At 66.2% G+C, this 17,147-nt stretch carries 12 protein-coding genes; 10 read left to right on the plus strand and 2 right to left on the minus strand.

Annotation, left to right across the window (positions count from 1 at the left end):
• Positions 1 to 203 precede the first annotated feature (203 nt).
• Both MasN3_RS22120 and MasN3_RS22125 read right to left on the minus strand, forming a co-directional pair.
• A complete protein-coding gene (locus MasN3_RS22120; RefSeq protein WP_281910270.1) occupies positions 204 to 2,159 on the minus strand; it encodes a DUF4214 domain-containing protein in 1,956 nt (651 codons plus the stop codon).
• Between the two features lie 342 nt (positions 2,160 to 2,501).
• Positions 2,502 to 3,860 (minus strand): FecR family protein, encoded by a 1,359-nt coding sequence (locus MasN3_RS22125; protein ID WP_281910271.1) that lies wholly within the window; start codon positions 3,858 to 3,860, stop codon positions 2,502 to 2,504.
• Positions 3,861 to 4,130: 270 nt separating this feature from the next.
• Between MasN3_RS22125 and MasN3_RS22130 the strand changes: the two genes are divergently transcribed.
• The 10 genes from MasN3_RS22130 (at position 4,131) to MasN3_RS22175 (ending at position 17,138) form a co-directional block, all read left to right on the plus strand.
• Positions 4,131 to 5,987 carry a CHASE2 domain-containing protein gene (locus tag MasN3_RS22130; protein WP_281914565.1) on the plus strand — a complete coding sequence of 619 codons (1,857 nt, stop codon included), beginning with the start codon at positions 4,131 to 4,133 and terminating at the stop codon, positions 5,985 to 5,987.
• On the plus strand, positions 5,984 to 7,243 hold the full coding sequence (locus MasN3_RS22135; RefSeq protein WP_281910272.1) for a tetratricopeptide repeat protein: 1,260 nt from the start codon (positions 5,984 to 5,986) through the stop codon (positions 7,241 to 7,243). The genes MasN3_RS22130 and MasN3_RS22135 overlap by 4 nt, the downstream gene beginning before the upstream one ends.
• 83 nt (positions 7,244 to 7,326) lie before the next feature.
• Positions 7,327 to 7,614: a hypothetical protein gene (locus MasN3_RS22140; RefSeq protein WP_281910273.1), complete on the plus strand. Its 288-nt coding sequence runs from the start codon at positions 7,327 to 7,329 to the stop codon at positions 7,612 to 7,614.
• A gap of 15 nt (positions 7,615 to 7,629) precedes the next feature.
• Positions 7,630 to 8,382 (plus strand): Crp/Fnr family transcriptional regulator, encoded by a 753-nt coding sequence (locus MasN3_RS22145; protein WP_281910276.1) that lies wholly within the window; start codon positions 7,630 to 7,632, stop codon positions 8,380 to 8,382.
• A gap of 107 nt (positions 8,383 to 8,489) precedes the next feature.
• Positions 8,490 to 8,804, plus strand: coding sequence for a hypothetical protein (locus MasN3_RS22150; RefSeq protein WP_281910277.1), 315 nt, complete (start codon positions 8,490 to 8,492; stop codon positions 8,802 to 8,804).
• 169 nt (positions 8,805 to 8,973) lie between these two features.
• Positions 8,974 to 9,774 (plus strand): ABC transporter permease, encoded by an 801-nt coding sequence (locus MasN3_RS22155; RefSeq protein ID WP_281910278.1) that lies wholly within the window; start codon positions 8,974 to 8,976, stop codon positions 9,772 to 9,774.
• On the plus strand, positions 9,774 to 11,006 hold the full coding sequence (locus MasN3_RS22160; protein WP_281910280.1) for an ABC transporter ATP-binding protein: 1,233 nt from the start codon (positions 9,774 to 9,776) through the stop codon (positions 11,004 to 11,006). Before MasN3_RS22155 ends, MasN3_RS22160 begins: the two co-directional genes overlap by 1 nt.
• Complete coding sequence (locus tag MasN3_RS22165; RefSeq protein ID WP_281910283.1) at positions 11,003 to 12,301, plus strand: FkbM family methyltransferase; 1,299 nt, start codon at positions 11,003 to 11,005, stop codon at positions 12,299 to 12,301. Before MasN3_RS22160 ends, MasN3_RS22165 begins: the two co-directional genes overlap by 4 nt.
• A 9-nt stretch (positions 12,302 to 12,310) precedes the next feature.
• Positions 12,311 to 15,220 carry a glycosyltransferase gene (locus MasN3_RS22170; protein WP_281910286.1) on the plus strand — a complete coding sequence of 970 codons (2,910 nt, stop codon included), beginning with the start codon at positions 12,311 to 12,313 and terminating at the stop codon, positions 15,218 to 15,220.
• Positions 15,213 to 17,138: a hypothetical protein gene (locus MasN3_RS22175; protein ID WP_281910289.1), complete on the plus strand. Its 1,926-nt coding sequence runs from the start codon at positions 15,213 to 15,215 to the stop codon at positions 17,136 to 17,138. Before MasN3_RS22170 ends, MasN3_RS22175 begins: the two co-directional genes overlap by 8 nt.
• Positions 17,139 to 17,147: the final 9 nt, after the last annotated feature.

A 17,147-nucleotide genomic window follows, 5' to 3' on the forward strand; every position in this document is an offset into this window, starting at 1 on the left:
TCACGATATGAGAAAGAAATTGATCGGCAACACATTATCCAATAAAACCCTCGAAAAATGTGATGTGCATCACAAAATTCACACCGACTTGCAACAAAAAGCAGCAACCATGCATGTAAGTAGCGCGCCCTGAATGCACAAAGCCCCGCCACCTTGCGGTGGCGGGGCTCCTAGAGCCTAGAAACTAGGTCTGCTACCGGTGATTAGCCGGTGATGATGCCGTTCGACAGGGTGACTTCGGTCGAGGTCACGCCGGTCAGGGTGATGGTGATGACTTCCGGAGCAGCAGCGCTCGAACCGAAGACCGACTTCTCCAGGACAACCTTGGTGTTGACGCCGTCTTGGAAGATGAACGCTTCCAGGGCGCCGTCGTTGCCGCCGGTGATCTTGCCGGTAGCGGCATCGTACTTGGCGGTGGTGTTCAGGGTGTACTTCGAACCGATGAACAGCGAGTCGGTGCCTTGCAGGCCGAACAGGGCGATCGACTGGGCGTTGGCGGTGCCGACCTGGTAGATGTCGTTGCCATCGGTAGCGATCTTCATGGTCGCATCCAGGGTGACCGGTGCCAGCATGCCGTTGTCGACGAATGCCTGCTGTGCGCCAGTGATCGCAGCATTGACTGCGGTCAGCTGGGCTGCCACGTCGATTGCCTTGTTCATGTCGGCGACGGCCTTGGTGAAGTCTTCGATCGACTTGGCGGTGTCGGTGACGGTCTTCTGGTCGGCGGCCAGGGTGCTGACCAGCTTGTTGTCGGCGTAGACAGCCTTGTATGCGTCGACTTTCAGCTTGAATGCATCAGCGGCAGGCTTGACGGTCGCGTCAGCGGCAGCCTTGGCGTCCAGGATCTGCTGTTCTGCAGCGATCTGCTCCAGGGTCGGCATCGAACCGGTTGCGACGGTAACATTAGTCATCGCTGCCTTGACATCGGCCAGGGCGATCGCTTCGGCGCTGCCGGCGGTCACGTCCAGGTAGTTCACGGTCGCGGTGGTTGCGGCTTCGGCCTTGACAGCGGCGTCCAGGGCCTTGATGGCAGCCTGGTTGGCGGTCACGGCTGCCAGCAGGGCGGTCACGCCCGGCTTGGCGGTTTCGGTGACAGCCGAGCTATCCAGGACCAGCTTGCCAGCCGAATCCAGCTTGATCAGGCCAGCGACGGTGCCGTTGGCGTTGATGGTGATGTTGGTGCCGCCGTTCAGCGATTCGAAAGCGGCTTCCTTGGCAGCCTGGTCAGCGGTAGCCAGCTTCAGCGCGTTCTGGGCTGCGGTCAGGGCAGCTTCGGCAGCGGCGTCGGCAGCGATGGCGTTGGTCAGGCCAGCGACCTTGGCGATAGCGACCTGGTCTTCAGCCACTTTCATTTGAGCAGCAGCCAGGGTGCTGGTGTTAGCAGCGACCTTATCAGCCAGCAGGGCAGCTTTCACGGCAGCCGACGAGGTGGCCGAGTAGCCAGCGATGTAGGTGTCGATGGCGGCGGTGGTGGTGGTGACCTTGTCGGTGATCGAGGCTTCGGTCACCAGTTTCTGGTCCACTTTGCCGTCGGCGGCGTCCAGGAACGCGGTCTTGGCTTCGTTTGCAGCTTGCAGAGCTTGCAGGCCCGACTGCAGGGTGAACGGGGTGCCGGCGATGACGACTTTCGCCACGGTGGCGTTCAGGGTTGCCGGTGCGGTAGCGACGGTCAGCGATGCATCGGTGGTGATGCTGGTGATGAAGGCCTTGGCCAGCTTGTTGGCTTCTGCGCCGCGGTAGCCGTCTTGCTCAGCCTTGGTGTCCAGGGCAGCGCTGAAAGCGGTTGCGCCAGCGACTTTGTTTTCGTAGGCAGTCTTGTCGGTGGTCTGTGCGCCCTTCGAGATTTCAGCGACGACCTTGTCGATGGTGATGACTTTACGGTCCAGCAGGTCGGCCCAGTAGTTCTGGCCAGCGGCTTCTGCAGGACGGCCGAACAGGTTCTGGTACACCTGGTTCACGACCTGAGCATTGGTCATGTTGGCGTAGGCGGTCTTGTACTCGGCTTCAGCAGCGAAAGCAGCCGACACAGCAGCGGTCGAGCCCTTCTGAGCTGCAACAACGTTGGTCCAGTAGTCCAGGCCAGCATAGTCAGCAGGACGGTTGAAGTATGCGACGTACAGTTGCTGAACAGCATTGACGTGTGCGGTGACGATTGCCATGTATTGCTCCAAAAAAGATAGATCGATCAATTCGAATGATGATTCACAGTTGCACAGGGTTGTTGCATCCCTGTAAGCCAACGGACCGGATGATGACAGAAAGCGAGCACGTCCTTATGTGATGGCCATCACATCGGGGACAAAGTTTTTCGAAATTTCGACACATTCATACAATTTCTCTTTTTCAAGGCTGCGTACTGGATAGAATTGGATAGTTTTCGCGGATTATTAGCACTTTCTTCCTTGAGCAGCGGTTATATGCATAAAAGATGCTGGCACTTGCTCATCCGTCATATAAAAAGAAAAACCCGGACTAGCCGGGTTTCTCAAAAGAGATGTATTTCAGCGCCAGGTCGCAGCGCCATTCACCGTGCGCCTGTCATCCAGGCGGCCTTCGAAAATGGTTGCCGCGCTCCCACCACGGTCATTACTCAAGACACCCTGTAAATTGAGTATCCCATGGCGCCCACCCGGATCATTGCTGTAGAGACGACCGTCGCCCGTCACCGTGCCATCGGCACGCAGGTGCACCAGGTCCGTGGTCGTTGCCACATTCATCGCGGCATTAAACGTCCGCGCACCGAAATCGAGATTCAGGGAGCCATTCGACAAGCTTGCCGGCGCCACGACCGTATTACCAAAACCATATTCCGTCGTGACATAGGCTTCACTGCCGCGCAGCGAGAAACCGACGGTCCCGTTATTCGGCGCGACATACTCCTTGCCCGGCGAGCGGAACAAGGCGAAATAACCTGAAAAGCCGAGCAACTCGTTGTCCTTGCGTTCTTGCGCCAGGTCGATGGCCGCGTGACGGTCGAGCACCCCTTGCCAGCGGCCCCAGATTGCCGTGCGGTCCGGCAGATTGGTCGGCACTTCGATCACCGGCGGCGGCATGGTGACCGGCGGCCCCGGGGTGCCGCGGTCGGGAGGCGTCGTGCCGGGGTTGGGCGGCGGGGCGGTGTTGGCAAGCTTCTCGATCACCGTATTCAATCCGGCGTTCTTCATGGCCTCGACACTGGCGGACTGGGCCGGCACCGTGCTCGTGGCGCTCTTGGCCAGCGGCTCGTCGGCGCGGGGCGGCGACACCTGGTCCGGCGACAGCGGGCTGCTCTGCAATACCTGGGCGGCCTGGCCGCGCCGCACCTGCACCAGCTGGCCGCGCTGGGCCGCGCTCAGCTCGCGGCTGGTCTCGCCTTCGCAGGGGCCGGCGCCATCGGGACGGCAGGCGCCGCCGAAGCCGCTCACCACGACGCCGCCGGAAATGACGGCGACGCGCGAGGTTTCGTCGTCGGTGAACACGGTAAAGTCGGTGCCGCGCACGCCGATCGCCGCCACCGGCGTGTTGAAACGGAAGTTCTGGCGCGCCAGCTTGACCGCCTCGCCCGACTTGCTGCGCGCAACGCCGCTGAGCAGTTCGAGCTTGATGCGGGTGTTGGCCGGATTCTTCTGGTCGATATGGTAGGTGACGATGCGCGCCCGGGTGTTCGGACGCAGGATGAACAGGCCGTTGTCGACGGTCTTCACGTAGATGAAACCATCGCTGCCGGTGCTCAGCAGCTGCCCTTCCGCAACCGCCGCGCCTTCACGGGCGGCCTGCTCGCCGGCCTTGGCGTTGCCGGCGACGAAGATGATCTTGCCTGCATCGGCGTGGGCAGCGTGCGCGGCGCATGCAAGCAGTGCAGCCACTAATAATTTTCGCAAGACGTTCTCCTTTTCCTTCCAATGTACCGTGCCGGCGCCAGACCATTCCGTGACAGCCGTCACATTCTATCCAAAAGGATGGGCTCGCTTCTATGAATTACATTTTGTAGTGTTTCAATAAAAACAATGCGCACAAGCAACTCACCACGCTATACTGCGCCTTTGTTTAACTGAGAGTACATCCGTACACTGCTGTGCGTGGCTGAAACGACATCACAAGCCCGACCCGGGGCACGCTGGGTCATCGCTGCGCTGGCCTTCCTGGTGACCGTGTGGTCGCAATACGGGCATCTGGCGCCGTTGTCGTTTATACGAAGCACATCCGACAGCCTGTTGTTTTTGTCCAACGAACGCCTGCGCGACAGTTTCATCCGCATGCAAGCCACGGATGCACCCGACCCGCGCATCCTCGTGGTCGACATCGACGAAGCCTCGTTGACCGAGCTCGGCCCCTGGCCCTGGCCGCGCGAGCGCCTCGCACACCTGGTCGAGATCCTGTTGAGCACGTATGAGGCACGCGGCGTCGCGCTCGACATCGTGCTGCCCTCCCCCAGCGGCTCGCCAGGCGACAGCCGCCTGGCGCTGCTGGCCCGCCACGGGCCGGTCGTGCCGGCGCAGGCATTCAGCTTCGCCCCGCCCGGCCCCGAGCCCCTGCGTACCGGCCACATCGGAGGCGCCACCAGCCTGTACCAGGCAGGCATCGCCGCCACCGGCTACGTCGGCAACTACACGGAACTGGCCGAGGCGCCGCACATCGGTGCGATCGGCTTCATCCCCGATCGCGACGGCGCCTTGCGGCGCGTGCCGCTGGTGACCGGGTTCGAAGGACGGCATTATCCGGCGCTGGCCCTGGCCCTGGTCAACTGCTGTTCCGGCCAGGGGCCGCTGCGCCTGGACGGCGACGTAGCGATGCGCCTGCCGTTCCGGCGCGACTGGTCCGCCTTCACCGTGGTGAACGCCGCCGATATCCTGGCCCAGCGGATCGTGGCCTCCAGCGCCAGCGGGCGCCTGGTGGTGATCGGCTCGTCCTCGCTCGGCCTGGCCGACCGGGTGGAAACCCCGTTTGCCGCCAGCCGTCCCGGCCTGGGCGTGCAGGCCAGCGTGCTGTCGGCCCTGCTCGACCGCCAGGAAGGCAGGACGCCGGCGCCCTGGCCCGGCCGCCTGATCGCCTGCCTGTACGCGCTGGCGTCGGCGCTCGGGTGCATGCTGCTGTTCCCGCGCCTGTCGGCCGGCGCCGGGATCGCCCTGCTCGCCGCCAGTTCCGGCCTCTGGCTGGCGCTGGCCTATATGGCGAGCCCGCACGATCCGGATTTCGCTCCCGCCGGCCCGCTCGCGAGCAACCTGTTCATGCTGGCCGTCGGCGTGCCCTACCAGTGGCAGGCGGCCCAGCGCCGCTCGCGCCATCTGCTGCAGACGCTGCGCCAGTATGTCGCCCCGGCCGTCGTCGAGGAACTGTTGCGCAGCCAGGAAGAGGATCCGCTGCGGCCGCGCCAGCGCGACGTGACGACCCTGGTGGCCGACATGGAAGGCTATACCGGGCAGGTGGAGTCGCTGCCGGTGGCGGAAGCGGCGCAGCTGACGCGCGATTTCCTCGACTGCCTGACCGGCCCGGTGATCGCGCACCAGGGCACCCTCGACAAGTACACCGGCGACGGCATGATGGCCTTCTGGGGCGCGCCCTTGCCGCTCGATCAGCACGCCGACCTGGCGCTCGACGCCGCCCGCGACATGACGCGCCGCGTCGCCGCGCTCAGCGCGAGGCGCGAACGCAACGGTTTCCCACCGCTGCGCGTGCGCATCGGGGTCGAAAGCGGCGTCGCCATGGCGGGAGACTTTGGCACGTCGTTCCGCAGCATTTATACTGCGGTCGGAGACAGCGTCAACACGGCAGCCCGCCTCGAGCAGGTCGCACGTGATTTCAGCCATCACATCATCATCGGCCCCGGCACGGTCGAACGGGCGCGGCGCCATCGCTTCCTCGCCCTGGGCGAGCGCCTGCTGCGCGGTAAAGAAAAAACAACCCCCTTGTACACACTCGATACCAGCACGGGCCAGGCGGCCTTCCAGCCAGCGTCGGCCGAACAAGCGGCCTCATCCGTTATCGGCGTCACGGGATCATCCTCATGAGCACGCGCCTCTTGCCGGTCGCAGTTGCCGTCCTGCTGGCCTGGGCGTCGCCCCGGGCCGCCGCCCAGGATGTCGAGGCCGCCCCCGCGGGCGCTTCCGGCCCGCCCCAGGAAGCGCTCTACCAGGAGGCGCTGCAATCGCTGTCCGAAGGACGGAAGAACGACGCTTCCGCTACGCTTGCGCGCCTGATCGAACAGGTGCCCCAGCACGCCGGGGCCGTGATCGACCTGGCCCTGATCCAGTGCAGCCTCGGCAACGCCGAGCAGGCCGAACGCCTGTTCGCCATCGTCGAAACCCGTTTCGATCCGTCGCGCGAGATCCTCGAGCTGATTGCCGAAGCGCGCGACAGCGGCTGCAAGCGGGCGGCGCCGGCCAGCATGGCCAGCATGAGCATCGGCCGCGGGTTCGACGACAACGTCAACCAGGGCGCCAGCAATTCGACCTTCGTCGTCAGCGGCCCGGATGGCCAGGTCGAACTGCCCCTGCTGGAAGACTTCCTGCCCCAGCGCGACGGCTATACGTCGGTCAACGCGGACTATGTGCGCGGCATCGGCAGCAACGGCAGCCTGGGCTTCATGCAGTTCCAGGCGCGCCGCTACGACCAGATGCGGGCCTACAACACGAGCGCGATGTACGGCGGCATCGAATCGCCCTGGCGCTTCGGCGCCTGGGTCCTGCGCAGCACCGGTTCGCTCGGCGTGACGACCATGGCCGGCCGGCTCTACCAGAAGCAGGCCCAGGCCCAGCTCCGGGTGACTGTGCCGCTGCCGCTGCCGGCGCATACCCAGCTGTACCTGACCGGCAGCGCCACGCAGACCAACTACGCATCGCTGCGCAACTTCGATTCTGCCGTGGTCGAGGGGCGTGCGCTGCTGGCGCACCGGAGCGCAAGCCTCGCCGTCAACCTGGCACTGGGCGTGCTGAGCGACCGCGCGCGCGCCAATCGCCCGGGCGGTAACCGCCACGGCAATGTCCTGACGCTATCGATGCGCAAGGCGCTGGGCTGGGACACCCATGGCGAAATCGCCTGGACCCGCCAGCGCTGGGACAGCGCGGCTCCCTACTCCCCGGAACTGCTGCTCGACGAGGTGCGCGCCCAGCGCACCCAGGTCGTGCGGGCGGCCCTGTCGCACCAGGTCGCGAAGAACCAGACTGTTGCGCTTGAAGCAAGAATGGTACGCAACCGGGAGAACATTAGTATCTTCCAGTACACGAATCGGCAGCTACAGCTGAGCTGGCAATGGCAATTCCCTTGAGTCTGGCGGTACAATCGCCGCGTTCAATATAAAAATCGCTGCCGATGCCGTCTGAAGTACTGTTGTTTGTCTGCGCAGCGACTGTGCTCGTCGTTGCCTGCCTGGTGCCGAATCGCTGGCTGCCGCCTTTGCCCAACGACAAACTCCTGCATTTCGGCGCCTTCGCCGTGTTGACCGTGCTGGCCTTGCGCATCGCGCAGGGCAGGCTTGAAGCAGGCTGGTGGCTGCTCGGGCTGCTGGTCGGCGGCTGGCTGATCGAGTGCCTGCAATCGCTGGTGCCCGACCGCCGCTTCTGCTGGCGCGACCTGGCGGCCAATGCCGCGGGCATCGCCGCCGTGGCGCTTCCCGCCTTTGCCATTGGAAACTTTTAACGCACTGACCCATCGATGAGTTCTTCCGCCAAGCTTTCGCAACACCCCGAGCAGCCCAGCCAAGCCGCCGTTCCCGAGGTGCAGGAGCGACAGCTTCAGGTTCACCTGCGCAAGATTCCGCTGCTGTCCGACCTGACCGATGAAGAACTGCTGCAAGTCAGGAGCGAACTGCGCTTCCGCCATTACCCGAAGCGCTCGGTCGTGCTGCACAAGGGCGGCAGCGGCGATGGCCTGCTGTTTCTGCTGTCGGGCCACCTGCAGGTGGTCGACGTGACCGAGGACGGCCGCTCGGTCGGCCTGCGGATGCTGTCGGCGGGCGACTTCTTCGGCGAGATCGCCTTGATCAACGATTCGACGCGCTCGGCCTCGGTGGTCGCCACCACCGAAGTGCTGGTCGCTTTCCTGCCGGCGGGCCTGGCCTTGCACCTGTTCTCGCATTCGCCCTCGGTGGCGCGCAAGATGCTCGGCCACCTGGCGCAGAAGATCCAGCGCGACTCCGAGTTCCGTGCCCTGCTCAGCATCAACAACACGACGCGCCGCATCTTCACCTATATCGCGCTGATGCAACAGACCGCCAATCCCGACGGCAGCCGCGTGATCGAAAACCTGCCGACCCACCAGGACATCGCCAACATGATCAACACCAGCCGCGAGACCGTCACCCGCGCGCTGCTGACCCTGGTGCAGCAAGGCGTCGCGCAAAAGGACGCGCACCGGCTGATCATCCTCGACCCCGAGGGCTTGCAACGCCTGGCGCAGGGCAACTGAGACGCCGATGCCGGCCTGCCGCGGTAGCGGCGGCGGCGCCAGCGTGATACATTTCTGGCATGCCCGGCACCTGCCGGCGCGACCCACCTACGCCAGGAGAACGATCCATGAGCACGCTGACCGGCAAGCATCCCGTCCAACCCGGCCTGGGCCGCAGCCTGCTGGCCGTGGCCCTGGTCACGGCAGCCATCCTGACGATCCCGCTGGTCGCCATGCAGTTCACCGACGAGGTAAACTGGACCGGTTCCGACTTCGTCGCCGCCGGCATCCTGCTGGCGCTGGCCGGCCTGGTCCTTACCTTTGCACTACGCAAGGTCCGCACAGCAAAAAGCCGCCTGCTCGCCATCGTCCTGGTCGGCCTGGGCTTCCTGTATTGCTGGGCAGAGATGGCGGTTGGAATCTTTACCAACCTGGGTAGTTGAACACGCGACACTTCATTACAGACTAAGTTGATTTTAGACAAGGTGTTACATCTGTAACAATGGATTGGTGCATGGATGAAGTATAATTTTCGGCTCATCCGGCTCAGCCAATCCTTATGCAACTCACATTGACGTACCCGAGTGGGGCGCTGCCAACGCGGGCTGCTCCATGATTTCTCCACTGATGCTGCGCGGCCTGTGGGCCTACCGCGGTTTCGTGCTGGGCAGCGTCAAGCGCGAATTCCAGTCGAAATACGTGAACGCGATGCTGGGCGCCGTCTGGTCGGTGCTCAGCCCGCTCGCCATGATCCTCGTGTACACGGTGATCTTTTCCGAGGTCATGCGTGCCAAGCTGCCGGGCAACGCCTCCGGCGCCGCCTACTCCATCTACCTGTGCGCCGGCATCCTGACCTGGGGCTTGTTCGCCGAGATCGTCGCACGGGGACAGAACATGTTCCTCGAGCAGGCTAACCTGATCAAGAAAATCAGCTTCCCGCGCATCTGCCTGCCGATCATCGTCGTGCTCAACGCCCTGGTGAACTTCGGCGTCATCTTCGGCCTGTTCCTGGTCTACCTGCTCGCCTCGGGCAATTTCCCGGGACCGGTGTTCTTCGCCATCATCCCGGTGCTGCTGCTGCAGATCCTGCTGGCCATCGGCCTGGGGATGGTGAGCGGCATCCTGAACGTGTTCTTCCGCGACGTCGGCCAGTTCGTCACGATCGCGATGCAGTTCTGGTTCTGGCTCACGCCGATCGTCTACCCGGCCTCGATCCTGCCGGAAGCGGCGCGGCCGATCCTGGTCTACAACCCGATGGCGGCCGTGGTGGGGGCGCACCAGGCGATCCTGGTCGAAGGCCGCCTGCCCGACTGGAACGCGCTGATCCCGGCCGCCTTGCTGGCCCTGCTGCTGTGCATCCTGGGCATGCGCCTGTTCCGCAAGCGCTCCGGCGAAATGGTGGATGAACTCTGATGGGCAGCATCGTCGTTCAAAATCTGGGCAAGGCCTACAAGCAGTACCCGACGCGCTGGTCGCGCCTGGGCGAATGGCTGCTGCCGCTGCGCGGTCCGCGCCACAAGCTCAAGTGGGTGCTCACCGACATCAACTTTCGGGTCTCGCCGGGCGAAGCCGTGGGCCTGATCGGCATCAACGGCGCGGGCAAAAGCACCCTGCTCAAGCTGATCACCGGCACCACCCAGCCCACCACCGGCAGCGTCTGGATGGAAGGCCGCGTGGCCGCCCTGCTGGAACTGGGCATGGGCTTCCACCCCGACTTCACCGGACGCCAGAACGTCTACATGGCCGGCCAGCTGCTGGGCATGACGGTGGACGAGATCACGGCGCTGATGCCGCAGATCGAGGCCTTCGCCGACATCGGCGACTACATGGACCAGCCGGTGCGCGTCTACTCGAGCGGCATGCAGATGCGCGTGGCCTTCTCGGTCGCCACCGCGCGCCGTCCCGACATCCTGATCGTCGACGAGGCGCTGTCGGTGGGCGACGCCTACTTCCAGCACAAGTCCTTCGATCGCATCCGCCAGTTCCGCCAGCAGGGCACCACGCTGCTGCTGGTGTCGCACGACAAGCAGGCGATCCAGTCGGTGTGCGACCGCGCCATCCTGCTCGATGGCGGCCGCCTGGCGAAGCAGGGCAGGCCGGAAGAGATCATGGACTACTACAACGCCATGATCGCGGAGCGCGAGAACGAGACCGTGCGCCTGAACGAGGCCGGCGGCAAGGTCCAGACCATTTCCGGCACCGGCGAAGCCACGGTCGGCGACATCGCCCTGCTCGACGAGAACGGCGAGCGGGTCGAGGTGGTCGACGTCGGCGCGGCCGTCACGCTGGAAGTCAAGGTGAAGGTCAATGCCCCCATCCCGCGCATGGTGCTCGGCTACATGATCAAGGACCGCCTCGGCCAGCCGATGTACGGCACCAACACCCACCTGAAACAGTTGCCCCTCGAGGACGTGGCGGCTGGCGAGGAAGTGGTGTACCGCTTTGCCTTCCCGATGAACCTCGGCCCCGGCACCTATTCGGTGGCGACCGCGATCGTCAGCACCGAGACCCACCTGGTGAACAACTACGAATGGCGCGACCTGGCGCTGGTGTTCACCGTGATGAACATGCGTCGTCCCCACTTCGAGGGCTCGGCCTGGCTCGACCCGGCCGTCGACATCCAACGTTCCCCATTGAGCACATGAGTTTCATTTCCTACTCCCAGAACGCCGAGGACGTGCTGCTGTGGCGCGCGCTCGGACACGTCCAGGACGGCTTCTACATCGACGTCGGCGCCAACGATCCCGAAGAGCATTCGGTCACCAAGGCCTTCTACGACGCCGGCTGGCGCGGCATCAGCATCGAGCCGCTGCCCTCCTTCCACCAGGCCTTCCTCGAGCAGCGCCCGCGCGACGTCAACCTGGCGATCGCCGCCGGCAGCGCGAACGGCGAACTGACCCTGTACGACACCCCGCAGGTGCGCGGCTGGGCCTCGCCGGAACAGTCGGTGGCCGAACTGCACCGCTCGGAAGGCCACGAAGTCGTCGAACTGACCGTGCCGGTGCGCACCCTGGCCTCGGTCTGCGAAGAACACGTGCAGGGCCGCCAGATCCACTTCCTGAAGATCGACGTCGAAGGCTTCGAGGGCGAAGTGCTCAAGGGGATGGATTTCGCGCGCTGGCGTCCCTGGGTGCTGGTGATCGAAGCCACGCTGCCGAACAGCCGCGAAACCAACCATGCGTCCTGGGAGCACCTGGTGACGAGCCAGCGCTACCGCTTCGTGTGGTTCGATGGCCTAAACCGCTACTACGTGGCAGAAGAGCACAGCGAACTGGCGCAGCACTTCGGCATCCAGCCGAACGTGTTCGACGACTACATCTCGCACCACCTCGACAAGTCCTGGGGCGCCGCCAAGCGGCTGTCGGCATCGCTCAAGGCGACCGAGCAGGCGGCGCGCGACAACGCCGAACGCGCGGCACGCTCGATCGAACAGGCCCACCAGGCCACGATGCTGGCGCAGCAGGCGCTCCAGCAGGCCGAGCAGCAAAAGCGCGAAGCCGACGAGCAGATCCTGGCGCTGCAGGACGCGCTGGCCACGGCGCAGCTGAGCAGCCACCACCTGACCGTGTGGGCGCAGGACATGGAAGCGCGCCTGATGGCCACCTATGCCAGCACCTCGTGGAAGGTCACCAGGCCGCTGCGCGCTTTGGGGCGCGTGCTGCGCGCGCTGCGCCGTCCCGGCCTGGCGCGCCGCCTCGTCACCCGGATCACGGACAACGAGCGCATGCGCCGCCTCCTGATCCCGGTGCTGCTGCGCTATCCCGCACTGGGCAAGCGGGTCAGCAGCTCGCTGGCCGCCATCAAGGCCGCACCGGAACCGGCCGCGCCCGGCGCGGCGGCGGTCCCCGAAGAACTCAAGGGCCTGCCGGTCTCGGTGCGGGCGGTGCTGGGCGACCTGCAGCGCGCCCGCGGCCAGGCTGGAAACAGGGCAGGACAATAGAGATCAGCTATGCGTATCGTCATCGACTTCCTTCACGCGCAAGACCGCCTCGAGCCGGCTGCGTTGAACATGGCACAAGCCCTTGCCGCTAGCGCCGGCACGCGCGAACTGTGGATCGCCGCGCCCCTGGGCGAGCCGGCCCTGCTCGAAGAGCTGCGCCTGGCCTTCCCCGGCCGCGTGCGCGCGATTGACCTGGGCGGCCATGCATTGGGCGGCAACGAACGCCTGCGGCCGGCCCTGCGCGAACATGCGCTGGCCAGCCTGTGCCCCGACGTGGTGCTGGTGCCGCGCGCGGCCGACAGGAGCGCCGCCGCCCTGCCCTTCCCGGTGCTGCATCGTGCGCCGCAAGGGCTGGACGCCGCCGCCCTGCTGGTCGAACTGGACGCCACCGCCGCCGAGCGCAGCAGCCGCGCGCCGGCGGCCCGCCCGAAGCTCGCCTACGTCTCGCCACTGCCGCCGGTCAAATCCGGCATCGCCGACTACAGCGCCGAGCTGGTGCCGGAGCTGGCGAAGTACTACGACATCGTGCTGGTGGTCGACCAGGACTCGGTGGTCGACGCGCGCCTGGAAGGCTTCCCGCTGCACGGCCCCGACTGGCTGCGCGCCCATGCGCATGGGTTCGAGCGCGTGGTCTACCACGTCGGCAACTCGCACGCGCACCAGCACATGTTCGAGCTGATCCGCGAGGTGCCGGGCATCGTGGTGCTGCACGACTTCTTCCTGTCGGGCGTGCTCGACAACCTGGAGCGCGAAGCCTACCTGCCGCAGGGGTTCATCAAGGCACTGTACGAATCGCACGGCTACACCGGCCTGCTCGGCCACCATAGGTCAGGCCGCAATCCCGCGATCTGGAAGTACCCGCTCAACAAGGGCGTGCTCGACAACGCCACTGGCGTGATCGTCCATTCCGACTTCTCGAAACAACTGGCAAACGAATGGTATGGCCCGGACGCGGCACGCGGCTGGCACACGATTCCGCTGCTGCGCGGCCGCCCCGAGGGCTCGGCCACGCCGGCGGCGCGCGTCGCCGCCCGTGCGCGCCTGGGCATCCAGGACGGCGACTATCTCGTCACCACCTTCGGCATGCTGGGCCGCACCAAGCTCAACGAAGAGCTGCTCGACGCCTACCTGGCCTCGCCCCTGGCGCAGGACCCGCGCTGCCGCCTGGTCTTCGTCGGCGAGAACGACCCCGGCCTGTACGGCGCCAACCTGGCGCGCAAGATCGCCGCCAGCGAAGCCGCCGGCCGCATCCGGATCGCCGGCTTCGTCGACGCCGCCACCTATGCCGACTACCTCGCCGCCAGCGACTGCGCGGTGCAGCTGCGCGCCTCGACCCGCGGCGAAACCTCGGCCTCGGTGCTCGATTGCCTGCTGTACGGCATCCCGACCATCGTCAACGCCCACGGCTCGACCGCCTCGATCGACGACGCGCTGCTGCTGAAGCTGCAGGATGGCTTCAAGACATCGGAGCTGGCCGATGCGCTGGCGCGCCTGCACGGCGATGCCGCGCTGCGTGCCGGCCTCGCCCAGCGGGCGCTGGCCCACATGGAACGCGAGCATGCGCCCGCCCATGTCGGCAAGCTGTATGCCGAGGCCATCGAAGCGGTCGCGCAGCGCAGTCCCTGGGCCGCCTACCGCAAGCTGGTACGGGCCAGCGCGCCGCACTGCCCGGACGCCGAGCTGCCGGCCCTGGCGTCGGCGATCGCCTTCAACCATGCGCCCACGGCGCCGCGCCAGCTGCTGGTGGACATTTCCGCCATGGTGCAGTCCGACCTCAAGACCGGCATCCAGCGCGTGGTGCGCAGCATTCTCCTGTCGATGATCGCGGATCCGCCGCCGGGCTTCCGGGTCGAGCCGGTGTATTCGCACGGCGGCAACCGCAGCTACCAGTACGCGCGCCAGTTCGGCCTGGGCATGGTCGGCGAAACCGGCCTGCTGCTGGAAGACGCGCCGGTCGACCTGCGTCCCGGCGACATCTTCTTCGGCCTCGACCTGTTCACCAACGGCACCTCGCAGAACGAGAACCTGCTGCAGTCGATGCGCGCGCGCGGCGTCGGCATCTATTTCGTGGTGTTCGACATCCTGCCGATGCTGCGTCCGGACGTCTTCCCCTTCGGCACCGAGCAGTACTTCGGCGACTTCCTGCGCACCGTGCACAAGGTGTCGGACGGCGTGCTGTGCATCTCGCGCGCCGTGGCGGACGAACTGGCCGGCTGGATCGAGGTCCAAGGCTTGAAGCGACGCGCGCCGTTGCGGCTCGGCCACTTCCACCTGGGCGCCGACATCGACGCCAGCGCGCCGAGCTTCGGCCTGCCGCCGGACGCAGGGCACGTGCTGGCCGCGCTGGCGCAGCGTCCCAGCTTCATCATGGTCGGCACCGTCGAGCCGCGCAAGGGCCACACCCAGGCGCTGGACGCCTTCGAGCTGTTGTGGGAGCGCGGCGAGGACGTCAACCTCGTGGTCGTCGGCAAGCAGGGCTGGATGATGGAGAAGCTGTGCGAGCGCATGGCCGCGCATCCGGAAAAATCGAAGCGCCTGTTCTGGATGAACGGCATCTCGGACGAGATGCTGCTCAAGCTCTACGCCGCCTCCTCGGCGCTGCTGTCGCCGTCCGAAGGCGAAGGCTTCGGCCTGCCGCTGATCGAAGCGGCCCAGCACGGCATCCCGATCATCGCGCGCAGCCTGCCGGTGTTCCGCGAAGTGGCGGGCGAACACGCCTATTACTTCGACGGCCTGGCCCCCTCAGCCCTGGCCGACGCGATCCAGGCATGGCTGGCGCTCCAGCGCGAAGGCAAGGCGCCGCAGTCGACCGGCATGCCCTGGCTGACCTGGGACCAGAGCGCCCGCCAGGTGCTCGACGGCCTGGTGCGCCAGCAGTGGTACCGCGTGCTTCCCGGCCTTGATACCGGCCATGCTTGAGCGCTGGCGCTTCCCGCTGCTGGTCGCACTCAGCTTGTGCGGCCTGCTCGCCATGTACAAGCCCTACTACGGCGGCGACGTGGTCGAGTATGCGGTCGCCACCGTGGCGATCGCCGACCATGGCTCGCCCGACATCCGTCCTGGCGACATCGCCCGCGTACGCGCCCTGCTGCCGGGCATGTTCGTCGAACCCTACGACCTGCTCGAACGCGGCATGCGCGCGGGCGAGCAGCAGCTGTACGCGGCCTTCGTGCGCGGGCGCGACGGCGACGTCTTCCCGGTGCATTACTTCGGCTATTCGCTGCTGGCGGCCGGGCCGTTCAAGCTGTTCGAGGCGCTCGGCGTCCCGCCGTTCAAGGCCTTCCAGGCGGTCAACCTGGCGGCGGTGTTCATGCTCGCGCTGGCGCTGCGCCGCTTCTTTGGTTCCGAAGCCAAGGCCTGGCTCGGCCTGGGCCTGTTCATGCTGTGCGGCGGCGCCCTCTACCTGCACTGGACCAGCCCGGAATGCGTGAGCGCGGCCCTGCTGCTGGCCGGCCTGCTGTTCTACACCAGCGGGGCGCCGCTGGCCGGCAGCGTGCTGGCCGGGCTGGCCGGGCAGCAGAACCCCACCATCCTGTTCTTCTTCGTGTTCGCGCCCCTGTTCAAGCTGTGGCTCGACTACGACCGCACGCAAGGCGGGTTGACAGGACTGCGGGCCAACCTGCGCGCCCAGCTCACCCGCCGCAACATCCTCGGCCTGGCCGGCGGCATGGCGGTGTTCGCGCTGCCGCCGCTGTTCAACCTGTGGCAGTTCGGCGTGCCCAACATCATCGCCAAGCTGTTCTCCGACCCCAGCCTGGTCGGCGCGGCGCGCCTGCTGTCCTTCTACTTCGACCTGAACCAGGGCATGATCATCGGCATTCCCGGCCTGCTGCTGGTGCTGCTCCTGAGCCTGCGCCGCATGGACGGACGCGTGCGCGGCGTGCTGCTGCTCGCCGCCCTGATGACGCTGGCGCTGGCGCTGCCCGCGCTGGCCGTGCTGAACTGGAACTCGGGCGCGGCCGGCGTCATGCGCTACGCCTTCTGGGCCGCAATGCCCTTCCTGTTCGCGCTGCTGGTGCTGCTGCGCCGCCTGCCGCGCTGGCCGCAGTTGGCAGTGGTCGGCCTGGCGGCCAGCCAGGCGGCGGCCATGGTCCATGCCGGCAGCTATGAGTACGTCCATTTCAGCCCCGTCGCCTCGCTCCTGCTGGAACACGCCCCGCAGCGCTACCATCCGGAGCCCGAGATCTTCGCCGAGCGCGCCGGCCACCACGACAACTACATCCGGCCCGACCAGGTCTACACCCTCCAGCGCGGCGGCGCGGCGCTCAAGACCCTGGTCAACGCGGCCAACCCGCACCTGGACGAGCAGCTGTGCGGCCGCGGCGCCAGCCTGGCGCCCGACCTGCCGACCGTGGCCAGCACGCGCGGCTGGCGCTACATCGACGGGCCGCTGCGCTGCGTGGCGGGCGCCTACGTCCAGCGCAGCTTCGGCTTCGAGGCGCTGCGCGCCGGCGAAGCCGTGGCGCTGGTGTCGGGCTGGAGCCATCTGGAAGCGAACGGTCCCGGCTGGGACGGCGCCTGGTCGCTCGGCGCGCGCTCGCGCCTGCGCGTGGAGGTCGACGGCGGCGCGGTCCAGGCCCTGCTCATCAACGGCAACTACCTGGCGCCGAACCGCCGGACCCGCGTCATCGTGAACGGCCAGGATCTCGGCTGGCATGCGCTCGACCAGGCCGGTCCGCTTGCCTTGCCGGCGCAGTTGTCACAAAGCGCCCGCGCCGCCACCCTCGACATCGAACTCGAACATGCCTCGCCCACCTCACCCGGTCCGGGCGACCCGCGCCTCCTCGCCTTCTTCCTGCGCGAGGTCAGCGTACGCCAACACCCCAGCAAGCCATGAACGCTCCTG

Origin of the sequence: Massilia varians (assembly GCF_027923905.1) — a bacterium.
Taxonomy (GTDB): domain Bacteria; phylum Pseudomonadota; class Gammaproteobacteria; order Burkholderiales; family Burkholderiaceae_D; genus Telluria; species Telluria varians_B.

Bases quoted from the DNA above. Each gene is read 5' to 3' on its own strand.
- MasN3_RS22175 (WP_281910289.1), top strand. From the start codon at position 15,213: ATGCTTGAGCGCTGGCGCTTCCCGCTGCTGGTCGCACTCAGCTTGTGC.
- MasN3_RS22165 (WP_281910283.1), top strand. From the start codon at position 11,003: ATGAGTTTCATTTCCTACTCCCAGAACGCCGAGGACGTGCTGCTGTGG.
- MasN3_RS22120 (WP_281910270.1), bottom strand. From the start codon at position 2,159: ATGGCAATCGTCACCGCACACGTCAATGCTGTTCAGCAACTGTACGTC.
- MasN3_RS22160 (WP_281910280.1), top strand. From the start codon at position 9,774: ATGGGCAGCATCGTCGTTCAAAATCTGGGCAAGGCCTACAAGCAGTAC.
- MasN3_RS22150 (WP_281910277.1), top strand. From the start codon at position 8,490: ATGAGCACGCTGACCGGCAAGCATCCCGTCCAACCCGGCCTGGGCCGC.
- MasN3_RS22145 (WP_281910276.1), top strand. From the start codon at position 7,630: ATGAGTTCTTCCGCCAAGCTTTCGCAACACCCCGAGCAGCCCAGCCAA.
- MasN3_RS22170 (WP_281910286.1), top strand. From the start codon at position 12,311: ATGCGTATCGTCATCGACTTCCTTCACGCGCAAGACCGCCTCGAGCCG.
- MasN3_RS22135 (WP_281910272.1), top strand. From the start codon at position 5,984: ATGAGCACGCGCCTCTTGCCGGTCGCAGTTGCCGTCCTGCTGGCCTGG.
- MasN3_RS22155 (WP_281910278.1), top strand. From the start codon at position 8,974: ATGATTTCTCCACTGATGCTGCGCGGCCTGTGGGCCTACCGCGGTTTC.